Source organism: Amycolatopsis lexingtonensis (assembly GCF_014873755.1).
GTDB classification, from domain to species: domain Bacteria; phylum Actinomycetota; class Actinomycetes; order Mycobacteriales; family Pseudonocardiaceae; genus Amycolatopsis; species Amycolatopsis lexingtonensis.
The window spans coordinates 6,179,537-6,197,389 of record NZ_JADBEG010000001.1; the positions used below are offsets into that span (position 1 = coordinate 6,179,537).

Genomic DNA, 17,853 nt, shown 5'->3' on the forward strand with positions numbered 1-17,853 from the left:
ATCACAGGTGGCGGAGGTCGGCGGGCGGCCGGGACCGGACACGGCCTACCGTGGTGGGGTGCGGTTGCGGTTCCTGCTCAAGCCCGGGTGGCTGGCTCTGACGGCGGTGGTGTTCACCTTCGCCATCTGCTGCTTCACGCTCCTCTCACCCTGGCAGTTCAGCCGCAACACCGAGCGCGAGCAGCAGAACGCCGCGCTGGAGACGTCGTTCACGGCCGCGCCGCTGCCGCTCACGCAGCTGCTGCCGCCGGGGAGCGTCGTCGGGCCGCGGACCGAATGGCACCTCGTCTCCATCACCGGCCGGTACCTGCCGGACAAGGAAGTCGTCGCGCGGCTGCGGACGGTCCAGGGCGAAGGCGCGTTCGAGGTGCTGACGCCGCTGCAGACCACCGACGGCACGGTCGTGCTGATCGACCGCGGCTACGTCCGGCTCGACAGCAAGTCCGCCGTGCTGCCCTACGCACCGCCCCCGCCCGGCACGGTGACGGTGACCGCGCGGGCGCGCGCGGACGAAACGGACCCGAAGAACCGCGACGCGTTCGCCGACGCCTCGACCGGCGGGCGGCCGCAGAGCTACGTCGTCGATTCGCGGGTCGTCGCGCGGGCGGGACGGCTCGACATCCGGCCGGGCTACTTCCAGCTCGACACCGGCCAGCCCGGCGTGCTCGGCGCGCTGCCGCTGCCGCAGACGGACTCGGGGCCGTTCCTGTCGTACGCGCTGCAGTGGATCGCGTTCGGCGCGATGGCGCTGCTCGGCTGGCTGTACTTCACCGTCCGGGAGCTTAAGCCGGGTGGCGCGCTCGACGACGCGTCGTCGCCGGAGAAGACGCGCCGGAAGTCCGTCGCGGAGATCCTGGCCGAAGACGAGCTCGCCGAAAGTGGCCACCAGAAATAAGCCGGAGTTGGCCCTTCGACACGGCCACTTGCCCGGGTGACACTGCGGGCATGCTGATCCACCCCTGGGACGCCGCCGACGACTCCGAATGGCGGGAGTGGCTGGCCTCGCACGACTTCGGCCAGCTGATCGCCGGCGGCACCGGCCGCGACCTGCCGGTGGTCACCCCGGCGCACTTCGCGTTCGACGGCGACCGGACGGTCGTCACCCACCTGGCGCGGCCCAACCCGATCTGGCCGCTGCTGGAGGAGCACCCGCGCGCGCTGCTGACGGTGGTCGACGACTACACGTACATCCGCGCGGACTGGAACACGACTGCGGACCCGGCGCACGGGGTGCCGACTTCGTACTACGCGACCGTGCAGCTCGAAGGCGACGTCCGGCTGGTCGACGACCCGGCGGCGAAGGCGGCGCTGCTGGACAAGCAGTTGCGGCATTTCGAGCCTGACGGCGTGCGGGCGCCGGTGAGCGCGACGGAGGCGCCGGACCGGCGGCTGCTGCCGGGGATCCGCGGGATCGAGTTCACGATCACCGGCGTGCGGGCGAAGTTCAAGTTCGGCGGGAACAAGACGGCTGAGGACCGGGAGCGGATCGGGACGCGGCTGGCGGAACGGGACGGACGGCTGGACGGGGCGGCGTTGACGCAGCTGCGCCGCCGAAGCTGAGGGACCCAGCCGCGGCTGGCGGGGATTGGCTGGACGCGGCGGCGTTGACCCAGCTGCGCCGCCGCGGCTGAGTCCGCCGGCCGCGCTTCCCCTCACCCCCCGCAGGCCGCAACCGGCTGAACGGCCAGGTCGCCGTCGATGGTCTCGCCGGTGGCGTGGTTCACCGCGTGCACGGTCATGTGCTGGACGGTGCCCGGCTGGTTGGCGGTCGGGTGCTGCTCCCGGATGCCGGTGGTCGTCGAAACGTCGTCGCCGGTGAAGAAGACCAGGCCGTTGTCGGCGAAGGTGATCGTCCAGACCTGGCCGGCGACGTTCGTGTGGATCTCGAACTCCTCGCCGACGACGAACGAGCCGCCCGGGCCGTCGTCGTCGTGCTTGGACTTCAGCGTCCACGAGGTGCCCAGGGTGCCGACGTCGTCGGCCTCGTACGTGGGACCGCAGCGCCGTCCCTTGGCCTCGGCGTTCCCGGGCACGACGAGGGCGAGCAGGCTCGCGGTGACCACGCCGACCGCGATGTGCTTGTACCGCACGGAATCCTCCCGATTGTCTGCGAGCGTCTATACCCGTCGATACGCGGAGGGGTTACGAAATTCAGTGCGACCGGCGCCGGAACCCCGCCACCGCGGCCAGCACCACCGAAGTCACCGCCGCCAGCCAGCCCACCACCCGGGACAGCTCCACCGCGCGCGTCACGTGCCCGGCATCGGGGTTCCGCCCCACCCCGAGCACCGGCAGCTCGGCCACCCCGTGCGGGTACACCGTCCGGCCGCCGACGCGGATCTCCAGTGCTCCCGCGAACGCCGCCTCCACGCGGCCCGCGTTCGGGCTCGGGTGGGCGATCGTGTCGCGGCGCCACGCGCGCCACGCGCCGCCCGCCGAGCCGCCGACCACCGGGGCCGCCAGGACCGTCAGGGCGGCCGCCACCCGGGTCGGGACCAGGTGGACGAGCTCGTCGAGCCGGTCGATCGCCCAGTGGCCGCGGCGGCCGACGCGGGCGCGGCGCAGCAGGCTCACCGCGCGGGCGCCGGCCAGGCCCGGGACGCCCGCCAGCGCGCCCCACACCAGCGGCGCGACCACCGCGTCGGACGTGTTCTCGGCCAGCGTCTCCACCGAGGCTCGGGAAAGCGCGATCGCGCCCAGGCCGTCGGCCACCCGCGGGTCCAATTCGGACAGTGTGGTGCGTGCGGGGTCGAAGCGGCACTCCTCGAGGTCGCGGGCCAGCTCCGTGCCCTGCTGGGCCAGCCCCGCCGCGCCGAGGACCGCCCACGTCGTGACCGCCGTCGCCGTGGCCTGGACCAACGGTCGGCCGCGGCCGGCTCGCTCCAGCAGGACCCCGCCCGCGACCGCCACGCCGGCGACCAACGCTCCACGGCCGGGCGCCAGGCGGCGGAAAGCCGTCACCGGCGGACGGCGGCGGGGGTCGCCGAGGGCGCCGTCGGCCGCCACACCCAACACCAATCCGATCGCGCGCGCCGCGCTCACCCGTGCCCCCCGGCGGAAGAAAACTGCAGTACCCGAGGAGGCTACTCGCCCCCGGAAATGCGCCCGGAAACCCCTGCTACTCGACCAGCGCCGCGATCTCCTCTCGCGCCTGGACGACGATGTCCCGCATCGCCCGCTCCGCCCGGTCCGCCTCCCCGGCCGCCACCGCCGCGGCGACCTCCAGGTGCAGTGCCACCGCCTCGGGCTGGGGTTCCGGGGGCATCAGGCCGTGCCCGGTCCGGCCGGTGAGCACCTCCGCGACGACCGCCGACAGCTGCGCGAACATCGGGTTGCGGGACGCGCTGAGCAGCAGATCATGGAACGCGATGTCGAACTCGAGGAACGTCCGGAGGTCACGGGCCCTGGCCGTGCGCGCCAGCCGCTCCCCCAGCGCACCGAGCCGGCCGCGCTCCTCCGGCGTCGCGCGCAGGGCCGCGTACCGGGCCGCGCAGGGTTCGATCGCCGAGCGGAGCTCGTTCAGGGTCGCCAGGGCCGCCGGGCGGGCCGGGCCGTCGAGCTGCCAGCGGATCAGGCGCGGATCGTAGTGGTTCCACTCCGCCGCCTCGCGGACGGTCACCCCGACCCGCCGCTTGCTGCTGGTCAGCCGCATCGTCTCCAGCACGCGGACGACTTCGCGCGCCACCGTCCGCGAAGCCCCGAAGCGCTCTTGCAGCTCTTCGGAGCGCACCACGGTGCCCGGCGGCAGCTCGCCGTTCGCGATCGCCGCACCCAGCGCGTCCAGTACCTGCTCGTGCCTCACCCCACCCAACCTAGCCATCTGATTCGATTAAGTAGTACTTCATCTTGAATAAGTAGTACTTTTGAGTTTGACTCACCCGAGCACAACGACGTGGGAGGTGCGGATGACCGTCATCGTGGTGATGGGCGTGTCAGGCTCCGGGAAGACGACGATCGGGACCGCGCTCGCGCGGGCGCTGGACGTCGAGTACGCCGAAGCGGACTCGTTCCACCCGAAAGCCAACATCGACAAGATGACCGCGGGACACCCGCTGACGGACTCCGACCGCGCCCCCTGGCTCGAGGCCATCGCCGGCTGGATCCGCGAGCACCAGGCCGGTGGCGGCGTCGTGACGTCGTCCGCGCTCAAGCGCCGGTACCGCGACGTGCTGCGGACCGGCGGGCCGGTCTGGTTCGCCCACCTGCACGGCGACCGCGAAATCCTCGCCGAGCGCATGAAGTCGCGCTCGGGCCACTTCATGCCGGTGTCCCTGCTGGACTCCCAGCTCGCCGACCTCGAACCGCTCGAGCCGGACGAGCCCGGCGCGATCTTCGACATCCGCGAAACGCCCGCCGCCATCACCGATGCCGCCCTCACCGCCTTCCGGGAGCGCTCATGACCACCCTCGCCGCCGCCTGGACCGGCCACGACTCCCGGCTGATCATCGCGACCGTCGTCGCGATCGCCGTCATCGTCGTGCTGATCACCAAGGTGAAGCTGCACCCGTTCCTGTCGCTGGTGCTCGGCTCGCTGATCCTCGGCCTGTCCGCCGGGATGCCGATCGCCGACGTCATCAAGAAGTTCTCCGCCGGTGTCGGCAGCACGGTCGCGTCGGTCGGCATCCTGATCGCCCTCGGCGCGATGCTCGGCAAGCTGCTGGCCGAGTCGGGCGGCGCCGACCAGATCGTCGACACCGTGCTCGGCAAGGCCCGCGACAAGAGCCTGCCGTGGGCGATGGCGCTCGTCGCGGCGCTGATCGGGCTGCCGATGTTCTTCGAGATCGGCCTCGTCATGCTCATCCCGGTGGTGCTGCTCGCGGCCAAGCGCACCGGGAAGCCGTTGATGCTGCTGGGAATTCCGGCGGTGGCCGGGCTTTCGGTGCTGCACGGGCTCGTCCCGCCGCACCCGGGCCCGCTCGCCGCGGCGGGCGCGCTGAACGCGAACGTCGGGATCACGCTGGCGTTCGGCCTGCTCGTCGGCATCCCGACGCTGGTCGTCGCGGGCCCGCTGTTCGGCAAGCTCGCGGCCCGGCTGGTGCCGGACGCCGTCGCCCCCGAGCGACTGGTGCCGGAGCGCGCCGACACGGACAAGCCGCGCCCGAGCTTCGCCGCGACGCTCACGACGGTGCTGCTGCCGGTCGTGCTGATGCTGGCGAAAGCGCTCTCGGACATCCTGCTGGCCAAGGACAGCGGGGCCCGCAAGGTCCTGGACTTCGTCGGCGACCCGCTGATCGCGCTGCTGGCGGCGGTGCTGGTCGGCATGGTGCTGCTGGGCCGCCCGGCCGGGCTCGGCCGGGACAAGCTGTCCACTGTGGTCGGTGACTCGCTCGGCCCGATCGCGGGCATCATCCTGATCGTCGGCGCGGGCGGCGGCTTCAAGCAGACCCTGGTCGACGCCGGCGTCGGCGACGTCATCACCGGCCTGGCCAAGGACGCGCACCTCTCCCCGCTCCTGCTCGGCTGGCTGGTCGCGGTGGCGATCCGGCTGGCCACGGGCTCGGCCACGGTGGCGACGGTCTCGGCGGCGGGCATCGTGGCCCCGCTGGCGGCGGGGATGGACCCGTCGCAGAGCGCGCTGCTGGTGCTCGCGATCGGCGCGGGCTCGCTGTTCTTCTCGCACGTCAACGACGCCGGGTTCTGGCTGGTCAAGGAGTACTTCGGGCTGTCGGTCGGCCAGACCCTGAAGAGCTGGTCGGTGATGGAGACCCTGATCTCGGTGGTCGCGATCGCCCTGATCCTCCCGCTGTCACTCCTGGTTTAGAAAAAGCCGTGAATGCCACATTGAGGGACGTTAGGTCTCTCAATGTGGCATTCACGGCTTTTCGCACCGTTGACATGTGACCTTTTGGTCACCTATCTTGAGGGCGTGCAAGACGACCTGGTGTTCAAGGCACTGGCGGATCCGACCCGCCGGTTCCTGCTCGACCTGCTCTTCGAGCGTGACGGCCGCACGCTCACCGAGCTGGAAACCCAGGTCGAGATGACCCGCTTCGGCGTCATGAAGCACCTGAAGCTGCTGGAAGAAGCCGGACTCGTCGTCACGCGGAAGGACGGCCGCGAGAAGCGGCACTTCCTCAACCCCGTGCCGATCCGGCAGATCCACGACCGGTGGATCGACAAGTACACCGAGCGACAGGTCACGGCGCTGCTCGACCTCAAGAACGAACTGGAAGGCGAAGAACCATGACGACCACCGTGCAGGTCCACCGCGTCTACATCAAGGCGACCCCGGAGCGCATCTGGGACGCCATCACCAAGCCCGAGTGGACGCAGAAGTACGGCTACACCGGCCTCGCCGACTTCGACCTGAAGGTCGGCGGCAAGCACCGGACCCGGCCGACGCAGGCGTTCATCGACGCCGGCATCACCGGTGACCTCGTCGACGGCGAAGTCCTCGAGGTCGACCCGCCGCGCAAGCTCGTCATCACGTGGAAACTGCTGATGGGGCCCGAAGAAATGGGCGCCGAGCCCTACACCACGCTCACCTACGACATCGAGGCGACGAAGACCGCCGGCACCAGACTCACCGTCACGCACGACGTCACCGGCGCGCCGCTGACCGCCGAGATGGTCGCCGGGGTGCACGAGGACGTCAACGCCGGGCCGGGCGAGAACGCCGGTGGTGGCTGGGACTGGATCCTCTCGGACCTCAAGTCGCTGCTGGAGACCGGCGAAATCCTGGTCCCGGCGCCGTGAGGGGGTCTGGCGGGACCTGTCTCGCGCCGCTTCGAGACAGGTCCCGCCAGGGTCTTCAGACGCGCTGGGTCGCCGCCTTCAAGGCCGTCTTCGCGGCCTCCGGCGCACCCAGCGTGTCGAGTCCGAACAACGCCGCCCCCACCACCGGGTTCACGTCGACGACGCGGACCACCGCGCGCGGCGCCACCTTCAGGCACCGCTTCTCGATCTCCGCGATCACCGGCGCGCCGACTCCGGTCAGCACACCGCCGCCGAGGACGATTTCCGGGGCTTCGCCGGTCAGGTCCAGCTCGCGGAGGATCACCGCGGCGAACACGCTGACCTCCTCGACGAACCGCGTCACGATGTCCTGCGCCACCTCGTCGCCGGCCGCGGCCACCTCGAACAGCAGGGGGCACAGGCCGTGGATCGACGCCGCGTCGATCTCCTCGAAGTGCAGGCCCTGCACGACGTCCAGGAGCGTCGGCTTCCCGAAGTACGCCGCCACCGCGGGCATCAGCGCGGTCCGCGGGCCGCGGCCGTCCTCGGCGCGCACGGCCCACCACAGCGCCTCTTCGCCGAGCCGGTAGCCGCCGCCCCAGTCGCCGGAAATCTTGCCCAGCGCGGGAAAGCGGTGGACGCGGCCGTCCGGGCCGACGCCGGCGCCGTTGATCCCGGCTCCGCACACGACCGCGACGCCCACCCCCGCGCTGCCCGCCCGCAGCAGCGCGAGGGTGTCGTTGCCGACGGTCAGGGTGTCGCTCCAGCCACGCGCGGACAGCGCCGCGTGCAGTGCTTCTTCTTCACGCGGGAAGTCCAGCCCGGCCAGGTAAGCCGAGGTGTGGACCGCGACCGGCCGCTCCCCGAAATCGGGGTACGCCGCCAGCACCAGGCCTTCCAGCGCCGTGACGCAGGCCGCGACGCCGACGTTCTGCGGCGACGCGCCGGGGCCTCTCGACTTCCCCAGCACCACGCCGTTTTCCGAGATCACGAGGACCTCGGTCTTGCTGTTGCCGCCGTCGATCGCGATGATGGCAGGCTTCATCCGCGCGCCCAGGGCAGGTACTCGCGGTTGATCTGCACCAGCGAATCGGCGAGCGTGTCGGCCTTCGCATACTGGCCGACCAGTGGGTGCGCGAGGAGCGCGTCGGCGACGCGGTCGCGGCCACCCTTCACCGCCGCCTCCAGCGCGAGGAACTCGTACGCCGTCGTCGCCGCGATGAGACCCGAGAACCGGGGTTCCACCGCGGGCTGCGCGATCGGCGTCGCGCCCTTGGAGTCCACAGTGGACCGCGCCTCGATGACGGCGTCGTCCGGCAGGAACGGGAAGGTCCCGTCGTTGCGGACGTTCACCACGTGCTCCTCGGCCGGCCCGCCCGCGGTCAGCGCGTGCACCAGCTGCACGGCGGCTTCCGAGTAGTACGCGCCGCCGCGCTTCTCCAGCGAATCCGGCTTCGTGTTCTGCTCCGGGTCGAGGTAGATCTTCAGCAGCTCTTCCTCGACATCCGACACGACGTCCGCGCGCGGCCGCTCGGTGCGCTGCTTGGCGACCTGCTCGTCGTGCGCGTAGAAGTACTTCAGGTAGTACGACGGCACGACGTTCATCCGCCGCAGCCATTCCTGCGGCACACTGACCTCGGTGGACAGGTAGTCCAGGTGCTGGTCCAGCAGCTCCGGCAGCCGGTCGACGCCGTCGACGAGCGCGCCGCGCTCCCAGCTCAGGTGGTTCAGTCCGGTGTGGACGAGCTTGACGTCGTCCGCGCCGACCCCGAGCAGCTTCCCGAACTGGCGCTGCAGGTTGATCGCGACGTTGCACAGCCCCACCGCGCGGTGGCCTTCGTTGAGCAGGGCGCGCGTGACGATGCCGACCGGGTTGGTGAAGTTGACGATCCACGTGTCGTCTCCCGCGATCTTGCGCACGCGGTCGGCGATGTCGAGCACCACCGGAACCGTGCGCAACGCCTTCGCGAGGCCACCCGCGCCCGTCGTCTCCTGCCCGACGCAGCCGCAGGCATGCGGGAACGTCTCGTCAGACCGCCGCGCGCGCTGCCCGCCGACCCGCAGCTGGATCAGCACCGCGGACGCGCCGTCCACGCCCTCTTCCAGCGACTGCGTGGTCCGCACCCGCGCCGGGTGCCCGGCGTGGTCGAGGATCCGCTGGCTGAACCCGCCGACGGCCTCGACGCGGTAGGCGTCCGGGTCGACCAGCACGATCTCGTCGACGTCCAAAGTGGACCGGCGGCCGGCGATCCCGTCGATCAGTTCCGGCGTGTAGGTGGACCCGCCACCGACGACTGCCAGCTTCATCCCTTGACTCCCGTGAATGTGATGCCCTTGACGAACGACTTCTGGGCGAAGATGAACAACACGATGACCGGCGCCATGATGAGGGCCGTGGCGGCCATCGTCAGGTTCCACTCGACGTGGTGCATGCCGCGGAAGGACGCGATCGCCAGCGAAAGCGGCCAGTGGTCGCGGTTTTCGCCGGTGTAGAGCAGCGGCCCGAAGTAGTCGTTCCAGGTGAACAGGAAGCAGAACATCGCGGTGGCCGCGATCCCGGGCTTGGCCATCGGGATCAGCACCCGGTACATCGCCTGGAACTCGTTGCAGCCGTCGATCTTCGCCGCTTCGATGTAGTCCTTCGGGATGGTGAGGAAGAACTGGCGGAGCAGGAAGATCGAGAACGCGTCGAAGAAGAAGTACGGCACGATCAGCGGCACCAGCGTGCCGGTGAGACCCATCCGCACCCACAGGTCGTACAGCGGCACGATGGTGACCTGCGGCGGCAGCAGCATCGCGGCCACGGTCAGCATGAAGAACAGGTTCTGCCCGCGCCACCGCAGCTTGGAAAGCCCGTAGGCGGCCGGGATCGCCGAAACCAGCGCGCCCGCCGTCGCCACGGCCGAGTACAGCAGGCTGTTGCCGAAGTACGACAGGAGCGGCGCCTTCTGGAACACCGTCACGAAGTTCTCGAAGTGCCATTCACTCGGCCACAAGCTCGCCGTCATCGCCTGGTCGCTCTTCATCACCGAGGTGAGGAACACGAACAGCAGCGGCAGCATGAAGATCACGCCGAGCGCGATCCCGACCGCGTGTGTAGCGATGTAGGAAAGCCGCTTGTCCCAGTTGCGCTTGAACTTCACCTTCGGCGGCACGCCCGCTTCGCGTTGCGGCGCTTCGGCCAACGCGGTCATGCGCCCTCCTCCTGGTGCTGGGACTTGCGCAGCTGGCGGACCAGGATCCAGGTGAACCCGGCGCTGACGATGAACAGCAGCACGGCCATCGCCGCCGCGTAGCCCATGTTGAAGTAGCGGAAACCCTGGACGTACAGCCAGATCGGGTACGTCAGCGTCGAGTTCTGCGGCGCCCCGATGAGCTTCGAGTTGCCGGCGACGTCGGCGGTGCCCGCGCTCGCGGAGGCCGCGACGATCGCCTGCGTGAAGAACTGCAGGGCGTAGATGATCGAGTTGACCACGCCGAAGAGCAGCACCGGCGAGATCGACGGCAGCGTGACGTGCCAGAACCGGCGGATCGGGCCGGCGCCGTCGAGCTCCGCAGCCTCGTACTGCTCGGTCGGGACGTCCAGCAGCGCGGCCAGGATGATGATCATCAGCTCGCCGGAACCCCACAGCGCCAGCAGCGTCAGCGCTGGCTTCGACATCTCCGGGCTGTTGAACCACAGGCCGCCGTCGATGCCGACGAGCCGCAGGAACCGGTTGACCGGGCCGAATTCCGGGTTGAACACGAAGACGAACGCCAGCGTCGCCGCCGCGGGCGGGGCGAGTGTCGGCAGGTAGCAGAGCGTCCGGACCAGGCCGACGCCCGACTTGAGCCGCGAGATCACCGACGCGACGCCGAGGGAGAACACCACGCGGCAGACCGTCAGGATGACCACCAGCCACAGCGTGTTGTACGCGGCCGTGCCGACCAGCGGCTCGGTGGTGAACATCCGGACGTAGTTGTCGAAGCCGATGAACTCCGGCGGGTTGATCAGGTCGTACCGGGTGAAGGAGTAGTAGACCGTGGCGATCAGCGGGTAGCCGAAGAAGATCAGGAACCCGAGGAACGCCGGGGCCATGAAGAAGAAGACGGTCCGGCGGCGCTTGGCCCGGCGGGCCCCCGCCCGCGCCGTGCTCGGCGCGGACGGGGACACCTTTTCCGCGAGCGTGGTCATCCGCCCGCGCCCTTCTGCTTCAGTTCGTCGTTGACCTGCGCGTCGACCGTCTTCAAGCCGGCGATGAGGTCGGGCACCGAACCGGCCTGCCACTTCTCCGCGAAGTCGTTGACGGCCTTGAGGTGCGCGTCCCCGATCGGGGTGGTCTGGTTGGCCACCAGCTTGCCGCTGTCGTAGATGTCGAGGAACGTCTTGAACTGCGGCTGCAGGTCCAGCTTCGGCGAGGTGAGCGAAGCCTTGGTGCTGGGCACGTTCTTCAGGCCGTTGGCCATGTCCACCAGGGTGTCGGTGTCCAGGGTGACCTGCTTGATCAGCTCCCACGCGGCGCCGGGGTTCTTGGCGCCCTTGGGGATCGCGATGATCGTGCCGGTGGTGAAGCCGCCGCCGTAGCGGTCGGCCATCGAGTCGAGGACCGGGAACGGCGCGGTCTGGTACTTGACCTCGGGCGCCTGGTCCTTGAGGAACGCGGTGCGGAACTCGCCGTCCATGATCATGGCGAGCTTGCCCTTCTGGAAGCCGTGGTCGGCGGAGTACTCGTCGCCGAGGCCCGCCTTGAACTTCTCGACCTTGTCGTGGCCGCCGTAGAAGTCGATGAGCTGCTTCTGGAACTCGAACATCGCCTTCCAGCCCGGGTTGGTGGCGAGGTCCGACTTGCCGTCCTGGCCCAGGAAGGTAGCGCCGAAGTACTGCGCCCAGTACTGGGCCTGGTTGGCGTAGAAGGGCATCGAGGGCAGGAAGCCGGCGACCTTGATCGAGCCGTCCGGGTTGAACTCGGTGAGCTTCTTGGTGTCCTCGAACAACTCCGAGAGCGTCTTCGGCGGCGAGGTGATGCCCTTCGACGCGAACATGTCGGTGTTGTAGTACATCCCGTAGACGTCGGCGAGCATCGGCATCGCGCACCGCTTGCCCTGGTACTCGGTGTAGTTGCGGACTGCTTCGGGAATTTGGTTCAGGTCGATCTTGTCGCGCTCGATGTAGGGCTTCAGGTCCTGGAAGCTGCCGGTGGAGCACCAGGCGCCGAGGTTGTCGGTGTAGAAGGAGATCGCGACGTCGGGCGGGTTGCCGCCGCGGATCGACTGGGTGAGCTTGTCGTCGTCCTGGTTGCCCTCGTGCTTGATCTCGATGTTCGGGTACTTCGCCTTGAGCTTGTTGAGGCCGGCCGTCACCACGCCGTACTCGCGGTCGGTGAACTTCGAGTACACGGTGATCGTGAGCTTGTCGTCCTTGCCGGGCGCGGCCGCGGCGTCACCCCCGCTCGGGGCGGCGGCGCCGGAACAGGCGCTGGTCAGCAGGACGGACGCCGCGGCGGCGGCCGCAAGCAGGGCGCCGCGGCGGGTCCGGGTGGTAGGGGGCATGGCCCTCCTCCTCATCGGTTGGGGCTGGTCGGTCGGGGACGGGTGATGTCGCCCTCGGGCCTGCGCGACCCGAGGAGCGTGGGGGTGACGACGCCGAAGACGTCCTCACGGGTGGTGGCGAGCGCGGACTGCAGCGCGCCCGCGCGAACGGCGTTGCCCTGCACCGAAGCGCAGCCGACGGGCGTGCGCGGCAGGACCAGTTCGTGGAGCTTTTCCTGCACCAGTGCGGCGAACTCCTCGCCGCCGGCGCGGCTGGTGTCGCCGCAGAGGAGCACGAGCTGCGGGTCGGCGACCGCGACGAGGTTGGCGACGCCGCCGGCGACCCTCCTCGCCAGATCGTGCCGGAAGGGGTGCCGCGGTTCGGTTTTCGCCACGGCTTCCCAGGCGGTCCCGGCTTCGACGCCGTGGGCGGCGGCGAGGCGGCAGATGGCGGGCGAGTCGACCAGGTTGCCGAACCGGGCGCCGGCCTCGGGCCAGACGTCGCCGGTGTCCACAGTGGCCGGATCGGGTACGCGCATCCAGTCGATCTCGCCGCCACCACCGGTCGCGCCGCGCAGCAGCCGCCGTCCGATCACGACGGCGCCGCCGACGCCTTCGGACAGCCACACCATGACGAAGTCGTCGACGTCCTGCGCCTGCCCGACACTCATCTCCTCGACGGCGACGAGGTTGACGTCGTTCTCGATGAGGACGTCGACGCCGAGCTCGTCGGACAGTTTCTGCGGGACGTCGAAGCCGAGCCAGCCGGGGATGTGCGGCGCGGAGGACAGCAGGCCGGTCCGCGGATCGAACGCCCCCTGCGCGCCGATCACGACGTGGGCCAGGTCTTCCCGTTCGATCCCGGCTTCTCGGGCGACGTGGCTGAGCGCTTCGCCGAAGGTCCCGACAACGTCGGCGCCTTCGTGCACGGGCAGTGGCGTCCGGTACTCGGCGAGCACGACCCCGGCGACATCGGCGACGACGAAGTCGGCGACGTGCGGCGTGAGATCGACGGCGGCGACGAAGGCAAGGCTCCCGTTGGCCGCCCAGAGCTGGGCCCGCGGCCCGCGGCCACCACCCCGGACGCCGGCCTTGACGACGAGGTTGTCCAGCTCGAGCCGGGTGATGAGCTGCGCGGTGGCGGGCTTGGACAGTCCGATGGCGAGCTCGAGTTCGGCGCGGGTCAGCGGGCCTTCCCGGAGGAGGACCTCGATGGCGGCGCGATCGTTGATCTCGCGCAGCATCCGCGGGCTACCGGCTCGCACTCGTCGCTCCCGACTTAATTAGGATACTTTACAGACGGTTTCGCAGGACTGTAGTGAGCCGGAGCACAGCCGTCAACGGTCTGGTGAAACGAGCAGGTAACGCCTCGACCGCACTGGGCCACGTGGCGGAAACACCGGTGAATGAGTGGCGCCGGCGCCCCGCGGCTTGGTCACCGGATTTCCGGTTGCGGCCGCGGGGATGCTGGTGGGCGTGGATGTCGTGGCGCAGTGGGTGCGGACCACCTGGACCAAGAGGTCCCGTGGTGGCCCGGCGGCTGCTGCGCGCAACCGGGTGCCGGTGGCCTATCCCCTGCCGGCCGGCGCGTCGCTCCACCTCGTGGACGTCGACGAGTCGACCGGCTTCGAGCCGCGGTTCGCGCTGCGGCCGATCGGCGAGCTGGACGGTGTCACGCTCCGGGAAGCGGACGGCGAGCTGACGGTCCGGCTGGAACTGGCCCGGATGAGCTGGCCCCGGCGGGAGTGGCGCCCGGGGCCGGTCCGCCTGCGACCGGGCGAGTGGCTCCGCCGTCAGATCAACTACCGCTTCGGCTCGACCTGCGAGTGCGGCGCCCAGTGGCGCTACCGGCTGGACACGCTGAACCTGGCCTACGGCTGTGTCCCCGACTTCACCAGCGAGCCGACCCGAACGGTGATCGAACTCGGCGACCTGCGGTGACGTCGCCTCGCACGGACGTCGGGCTTGAGGTGGTTACTCCTCCGCGTCCGCCCAGGCCTTGAGCATCACGCGGGCAATAGACGAGTTCCCCGGCAGGATGATCTCCGCCGCACCACCCGCGATCGGCGTCGGCTTCGAACCCTCGCCCCGCACCGAACTGTTCGCGAACGCCTCCCGCACCTCGGCACGCGACACCCACAGGGCCTCTTCGATCTCCCCGTCCGCCGGGACCAGCGGCAGCGACCGGTCCGCCCGGGCTGTGAAGCCCAGCATGATCGAGCGCGGGAACGGCCACGGCTGGCTCCCGAGGTACCGGACGTCCGAGACCGATGCCCCGACCTCTTCGCGGATCTCCCGCACCACGCAGGCTTCCAGGGACTCCCCCGCCTCGACGAACCCCGCCAGCACCGAGTACCGCCCCGCCGGCCAGATCGGCTGGCGGGCCAGCAGCACGTGGGAGCCGTTCGTGCCCTCCAGCGAGTGGACGAGGCAGATCACCGCCGGGTCCGTGCGCGGGTACTCCTCGCGGCCGTCGTTGGTGCACTTGCTCGCCCAGCCGAACTGGATCAGCTCCGTCGGGTGACCGCAGCGCGTGCAGAACTTGGCTTGACGGCGCCAAAAACGCAACGCCTGCGCCGTCGTGAACAGGCCCGCCGACGTGTCGTCCAGCAGGTCGCCGTAGCCGCGCAGGTCGACCCAGATCTCGCCGTCGGCGCGCGGGACCTCCTCGACGAAGCCCCAGCTGCCCGCCATCTTCACCGTGTCGGCTTCGCCCGACGGGCCGCCCGGGAGCGACCAGTAGTCGACGTCCTGCCACTCGCCGAGGAACACCGCGTCCGGCGGCGGTTCCGGGCCGAAGTCGATCGCCTTGCGGAACGCCAGCACCGACGAGCCTTCGACGACCGGGGTGCGCCCGGTGTCGTCCAGCAGGACGACCCGGGCGTCGGGCCACTTCGACAACAGGCGCGAAGGGTTGGTACGCAAGCCTTCCTGACGGTCCACTGTGGACCGGGACAGGGTGGGCAGATCGCCGAGCGAGAACGGGACGGACATCAGGCGGGCTCGCCCACCACGACGTCGCCGAGCGCGAGGAGCTTGCGTTCCAGCACCGCCGCGTCCCCGACGACCACGCCGGTGAACCGCTTGGGGGCGAAGAACTTCAGCGCCGCTTCGGCCACCTCGTCGGCGGTCACCGCGGCCACCCGCGCCGGGTGCTCGTTCAGCCACTCCAGGCCCAGCCCGGTCGACGCCAGCGCGAGCACCTGCCCGGCCAGCCCGGCCTGCGACGACGTCGAGGTCAGCAGCGAGCCGATCGCGTACTGCCGCACCGATTCCAGCTCGTCGCCGGACGGCGGGACCTGGCCGAGGCGGCCCAGCTCGTAGCGGGTCTCCAGCAGCGCCGGGGCGGTCGCGTCGGTCGCGGTGTCCGCGTCGACGTTGACCACCGCGGTGCCGTCGGTGAACTCGAAGCCCGAGTGCGCGGAGTACGTGTACCCCTTGTTCTCCCGGATGTTCTCGACCAGCCGCGACGAGAAGTACCCGCCGTAGGCCAGGTTCGCCAGCTGCAGCGCCGCGTACCCCGGGTCGGTGCGCGGGACGGTCTGCGCGGAGAGCCGGATCTGCGACTGGACGGCGCCGGCGCGCGGCACCAGCAGCACGTTCGGGCCGGTCAGGTCCGGCAGCGCCGGGAGCCGGACGGCGGAGCGGTCGGACGCCCAGGCGCCGAGCACCTTCTCGAGGTCGCCGATCACCGCGGTGGGGTCGAGGTCGCCGACCAGCACGAGCACCGCGCCGCGCGGCAGCACCGAGGCCCGGTGCAGCGCCCGGACCTGCTCGGGCGTCACGACCGCGACGTCCTCGGCCTTCGGGACCTCGCGGGTGGCCGGGTGGTCGCCGTAGCGGTGCTTCTGCAGCGCTTCCCGCGCGATCGTGCGAGGCTGCGTGCGCGAGACGGCGATCCGCTCGACGAGCCGCTCCTTCTCGCGGGCGATCTCCTCGCCGGCGTACGTCGCTCCGGTGAGGACGTCGCCGAGCACGTCGAGGAACGTCGGGAGCTTGTCGGCGAGCGCGGATCCGGTCAGCACCAGGCGTTCCGGGTCGACGCCGGCGCCGATGTCGCCGCCGATCAGCGCCAGCTCGGCGTCGATTTCGATGCGGTTGCGGCGCGCGGTGCCGGTGAGGATCGTCTCGGCGAGCACCTCGGCGGTCGCCGGGTGCAGCTCGTCGTCACCCGCGAACGGGATCCACAGCCGCGCCTCGACCAGCGGCACGGTCGCCTTGCGCACGGCCAGCACGCGCAGGCCGTTGGACAGTTCGGTGTCCACGTGGGACAGGTCGGCGGCCGCGCGCTGCGCGCCGAGCGGGGGCAGCGGGCGAGGCCCCTGGGCGGTGCGGCCGATCTCCTCCGCACTGCGGTGCGTTGCCGAAGTCACTGCTCGTTGTTCCCTTCCGAAGCGGGCTTGACCACCAGCACGGCGCGCGCGTCCGGGCGCAGCGCCTTCGCCGCCGCCGAGACGGCCTCCGCGGTGACGGCCGACATCCGGTCCGCCAGCTTGTACACCAGCGACGCGTCGCCGTAGAGCAGCTCGAACGAGCCGAGCGCCAGGGTCCGGGACACCAGGCGGTCGTGCTCCGAGTGCAGGCTCGCCGCCCAGCGGGCCGTCACCTTGCGCAGCTCTTCGTCGCTCGGCGGCGTTTCGGCGAGCTTCTCGAGCTCGTCGTCCAGCGCGGCGAGCACGCGCTCGCGGGGCACCTCGTGCGGGTGGATGAGGGTGATGGTGAACGTGTCGGGGTCGCGGGCCTCGAACGGGCCGAACAGCCCGGCGCCGGCGCCGATGTCGACGACGAGGGGTTCGCGGTGCACCAGCCGCTGCTGGAGGCGGGAGCCGTCGCCGTCGGTGAGCACGCCGGCCAGCACGAGGTAGGCCAGGTAGCCGTCGACGTCGTTGATCGGGTCCGGCATCCGGTAGCCGATGCCGAGCGCGGGCAGCGGGGCGTGCGGGTCGATCGTCTCGCCCAGCAGCTCGGTGGTCGGCAGCGGCTCGGCGAACGACGGGCGCTGCGGCGCGGGCCGGTGCGGGACGTCGCCGAAGTGCTTCTCGATCAGCTCCTTGGCGTTGCCGACCTCGAAGTCGCCGGCCACCGTGAGCACGGCGTTCGCCGGGGCGTAGTAGGTGTCGAAGAACGCGGCGCAGTCCTCGACCGTGGCGCTCTCGAGGTCTTCGAAGCCGCCGTAGCCGTTGTGCGCGTTGGGGAACGTCGAGTACAGCACCGGCGGCAGGGTGATCCACGGGAACCCGCCGTACGGCCGGTTCAGCACGTTCAGCCGGATCTCTTCCTTGACGACGTCGATCTGGTTCGCCAGGTTCTCCGCCGTCAGCTTCGGCGCGCGCATCCGGTCGGCCTCGAGGAACAGCGCGCGCTCGAGCGCGGCGCTGGGCAGGACCTCGAAGTAGTCGGTGTAGTCCGGGTGGGTCGACCCGTTGAAGGTGCCACCGCTGGACTGGACGTGCCGGAAGTGCGCGAGTTTCTCGAGGCTCTCGGAGCCCTGGAACATCAGGTGCTCGAAGAGGTGCGCGAAACCGGTGCGCCCCTCCGGCTCGGAGCGGAAACCCACGTCGTAGTGCACGCTGACGCCGACCACCGGCGCGGTCGCGTCGGGGGCGAGAACCACCCGCAGACCGTTGTCGAGGGTGTATCGGACGAGCTCGGGATCGGCCATGGCCCCAC

The 17,853-nt window shown here is 70.5% G+C and carries 19 protein-coding genes; 7 read left to right on the forward strand and 12 right to left on the reverse strand.

Features of this window, described 5'->3' with window-relative positions:
- The first annotated feature begins 58 nt into the window (after positions 1 to 58).
- Complete coding sequence (locus H4696_RS27815) at positions 59 to 895, forward strand: SURF1 family cytochrome oxidase biogenesis protein (protein WP_086859223.1); 837 nt, start codon at positions 59 to 61, stop codon at positions 893 to 895.
- A gap of 50 nt (positions 896 to 945) precedes the next feature.
- Positions 946 to 1,560, forward strand: a complete 615-nt coding sequence (locus H4696_RS27820; protein ID WP_086859188.1) for an FMN-binding negative transcriptional regulator — start codon at positions 946 to 948, stop codon at positions 1,558 to 1,560.
- Between the two features lie 92 nt (positions 1,561 to 1,652).
- Here the strand turns inward: H4696_RS27820 and H4696_RS27825 are convergent, their stop codons facing one another.
- The 3 genes from H4696_RS27825 to H4696_RS27835 all read right to left on the reverse strand — a co-directional run bounded on the left by H4696_RS27825 (position 1,653) and on the right by H4696_RS27835 (position 3,820).
- Complete coding sequence (locus H4696_RS27825; protein ID WP_086859190.1) at positions 1,653 to 2,090, reverse strand: hypothetical protein; 438 nt, start codon at positions 2,088 to 2,090, stop codon at positions 1,653 to 1,655.
- Between the two features lie 61 nt (positions 2,091 to 2,151).
- Positions 2,152 to 3,042, reverse strand: coding sequence for a cobalamin biosynthesis protein CobD/CbiB (locus H4696_RS27830; RefSeq protein ID WP_086859192.1), 891 nt, complete (start codon positions 3,040 to 3,042; stop codon positions 2,152 to 2,154).
- 76 nt (positions 3,043 to 3,118) lie between these two features.
- Positions 3,119 to 3,820, reverse strand: a complete 702-nt coding sequence (locus tag H4696_RS27835; RefSeq protein ID WP_169734959.1) for a FadR/GntR family transcriptional regulator — start codon at positions 3,818 to 3,820, stop codon at positions 3,119 to 3,121.
- An 85-nt stretch (positions 3,821 to 3,905) separates the two neighbouring features.
- On the opposite strand from H4696_RS27835, the gene H4696_RS27840 reads away from it, so the two are divergent.
- The 4 genes from H4696_RS27840 to H4696_RS27855 all read left to right on the forward strand — a co-directional run bounded on the left by H4696_RS27840 (position 3,906) and on the right by H4696_RS27855 (position 6,696).
- Entirely contained in the window at positions 3,906 to 4,400 is a 495-nt protein-coding gene (locus H4696_RS27840) for a gluconokinase (protein WP_169734960.1), read from the forward strand.
- A complete protein-coding gene (locus H4696_RS27845; protein ID WP_192782573.1) occupies positions 4,397 to 5,761 on the forward strand; it encodes a GntT/GntP/DsdX family permease in 1,365 nt (454 codons plus the stop codon). The genes H4696_RS27840 and H4696_RS27845 overlap by 4 nt, the downstream gene beginning before the upstream one ends.
- 105 nt (positions 5,762 to 5,866) lie before the next feature.
- Positions 5,867 to 6,187, forward strand: coding sequence for an ArsR/SmtB family transcription factor (locus H4696_RS27850; RefSeq protein ID WP_249026972.1), 321 nt, complete (start codon positions 5,867 to 5,869; stop codon positions 6,185 to 6,187).
- A complete protein-coding gene (locus H4696_RS27855; protein WP_086859199.1) occupies positions 6,184 to 6,696 on the forward strand; it encodes an SRPBCC domain-containing protein in 513 nt (170 codons plus the stop codon). The genes H4696_RS27850 and H4696_RS27855 overlap by 4 nt, the downstream gene beginning before the upstream one ends.
- A gap of 55 nt (positions 6,697 to 6,751) precedes the next feature.
- On the opposite strand, the gene H4696_RS27860 is transcribed toward H4696_RS27855, so the two are convergent.
- From H4696_RS27860 to H4696_RS27885, 6 genes are read right to left on the reverse strand one after another with little or no spacing between them, the layout of a single operon-like run.
- Complete coding sequence (locus H4696_RS27860; RefSeq protein WP_086859202.1) at positions 6,752 to 7,720, reverse strand: N-acetylglucosamine kinase; 969 nt, start codon at positions 7,718 to 7,720, stop codon at positions 6,752 to 6,754.
- Positions 7,717 to 8,982, reverse strand: a complete 1,266-nt coding sequence (locus tag H4696_RS27865; RefSeq protein ID WP_086859204.1) for a 6-phospho-beta-glucosidase — start codon at positions 8,980 to 8,982, stop codon at positions 7,717 to 7,719. Before H4696_RS27865 ends, H4696_RS27860 begins: the two co-directional genes overlap by 4 nt.
- Complete coding sequence (locus H4696_RS27870) at positions 8,979 to 9,869, reverse strand: carbohydrate ABC transporter permease (RefSeq protein ID WP_086859206.1); 891 nt, start codon at positions 9,867 to 9,869, stop codon at positions 8,979 to 8,981. The genes H4696_RS27865 and H4696_RS27870 overlap by 4 nt, the downstream gene beginning before the upstream one ends.
- Entirely contained in the window at positions 9,866 to 10,849 is a 984-nt protein-coding gene (locus H4696_RS27875) for a carbohydrate ABC transporter permease (protein WP_086859207.1), read from the reverse strand. The genes H4696_RS27870 and H4696_RS27875 overlap by 4 nt, the downstream gene beginning before the upstream one ends.
- Positions 10,846 to 12,204 carry an extracellular solute-binding protein gene (locus tag H4696_RS27880; RefSeq protein WP_086859209.1) on the reverse strand — a complete coding sequence of 453 codons (1,359 nt, stop codon included), beginning with the start codon at positions 12,202 to 12,204 and terminating at the stop codon, positions 10,846 to 10,848. Before H4696_RS27880 ends, H4696_RS27875 begins: the two co-directional genes overlap by 4 nt.
- Before the next feature lie 11 nt (positions 12,205 to 12,215).
- The gene (locus tag H4696_RS27885) at positions 12,216 to 13,427 is read right to left on the reverse strand and encodes an ROK family transcriptional regulator (protein WP_086859211.1); all 1,212 of its coding nucleotides are present in this window, start codon (positions 13,425 to 13,427) and stop codon (positions 12,216 to 12,218) included.
- Positions 13,428 to 13,659: 232 nt separating this feature from the next.
- On the opposite strand from H4696_RS27885, the gene H4696_RS27890 reads away from it, so the two are divergent.
- Positions 13,660 to 14,124 (forward strand): hypothetical protein, encoded by a 465-nt coding sequence (locus tag H4696_RS27890; protein WP_086859225.1) that lies wholly within the window; start codon positions 13,660 to 13,662, stop codon positions 14,122 to 14,124.
- Between the two features lie 33 nt (positions 14,125 to 14,157).
- Here the strand turns inward: H4696_RS27890 and nudC are convergent, their stop codons facing one another.
- Genes nudC through H4696_RS27905 form a run of 3 tightly spaced genes read right to left on the reverse strand, consistent with a single transcriptional unit; the run spans position 14,158 to position 17,845 of the window.
- Complete coding sequence (gene nudC / locus H4696_RS27895; protein WP_086859213.1) at positions 14,158 to 15,177, reverse strand: NAD(+) diphosphatase; 1,020 nt, start codon at positions 15,175 to 15,177, stop codon at positions 14,158 to 14,160.
- A complete protein-coding gene (locus H4696_RS27900; RefSeq protein WP_086859214.1) occupies positions 15,177 to 16,556 on the reverse strand; it encodes a M16 family metallopeptidase in 1,380 nt (459 codons plus the stop codon). Before H4696_RS27900 ends, nudC begins: the two co-directional genes overlap by 1 nt.
- The gene (locus H4696_RS27905; protein ID WP_086859216.1) at positions 16,553 to 17,845 is read right to left on the reverse strand and encodes a M16 family metallopeptidase; all 1,293 of its coding nucleotides are present in this window, start codon (positions 17,843 to 17,845) and stop codon (positions 16,553 to 16,555) included. Before H4696_RS27905 ends, H4696_RS27900 begins: the two co-directional genes overlap by 4 nt.
- Positions 17,846 to 17,853: the final 8 nt, after the last annotated feature.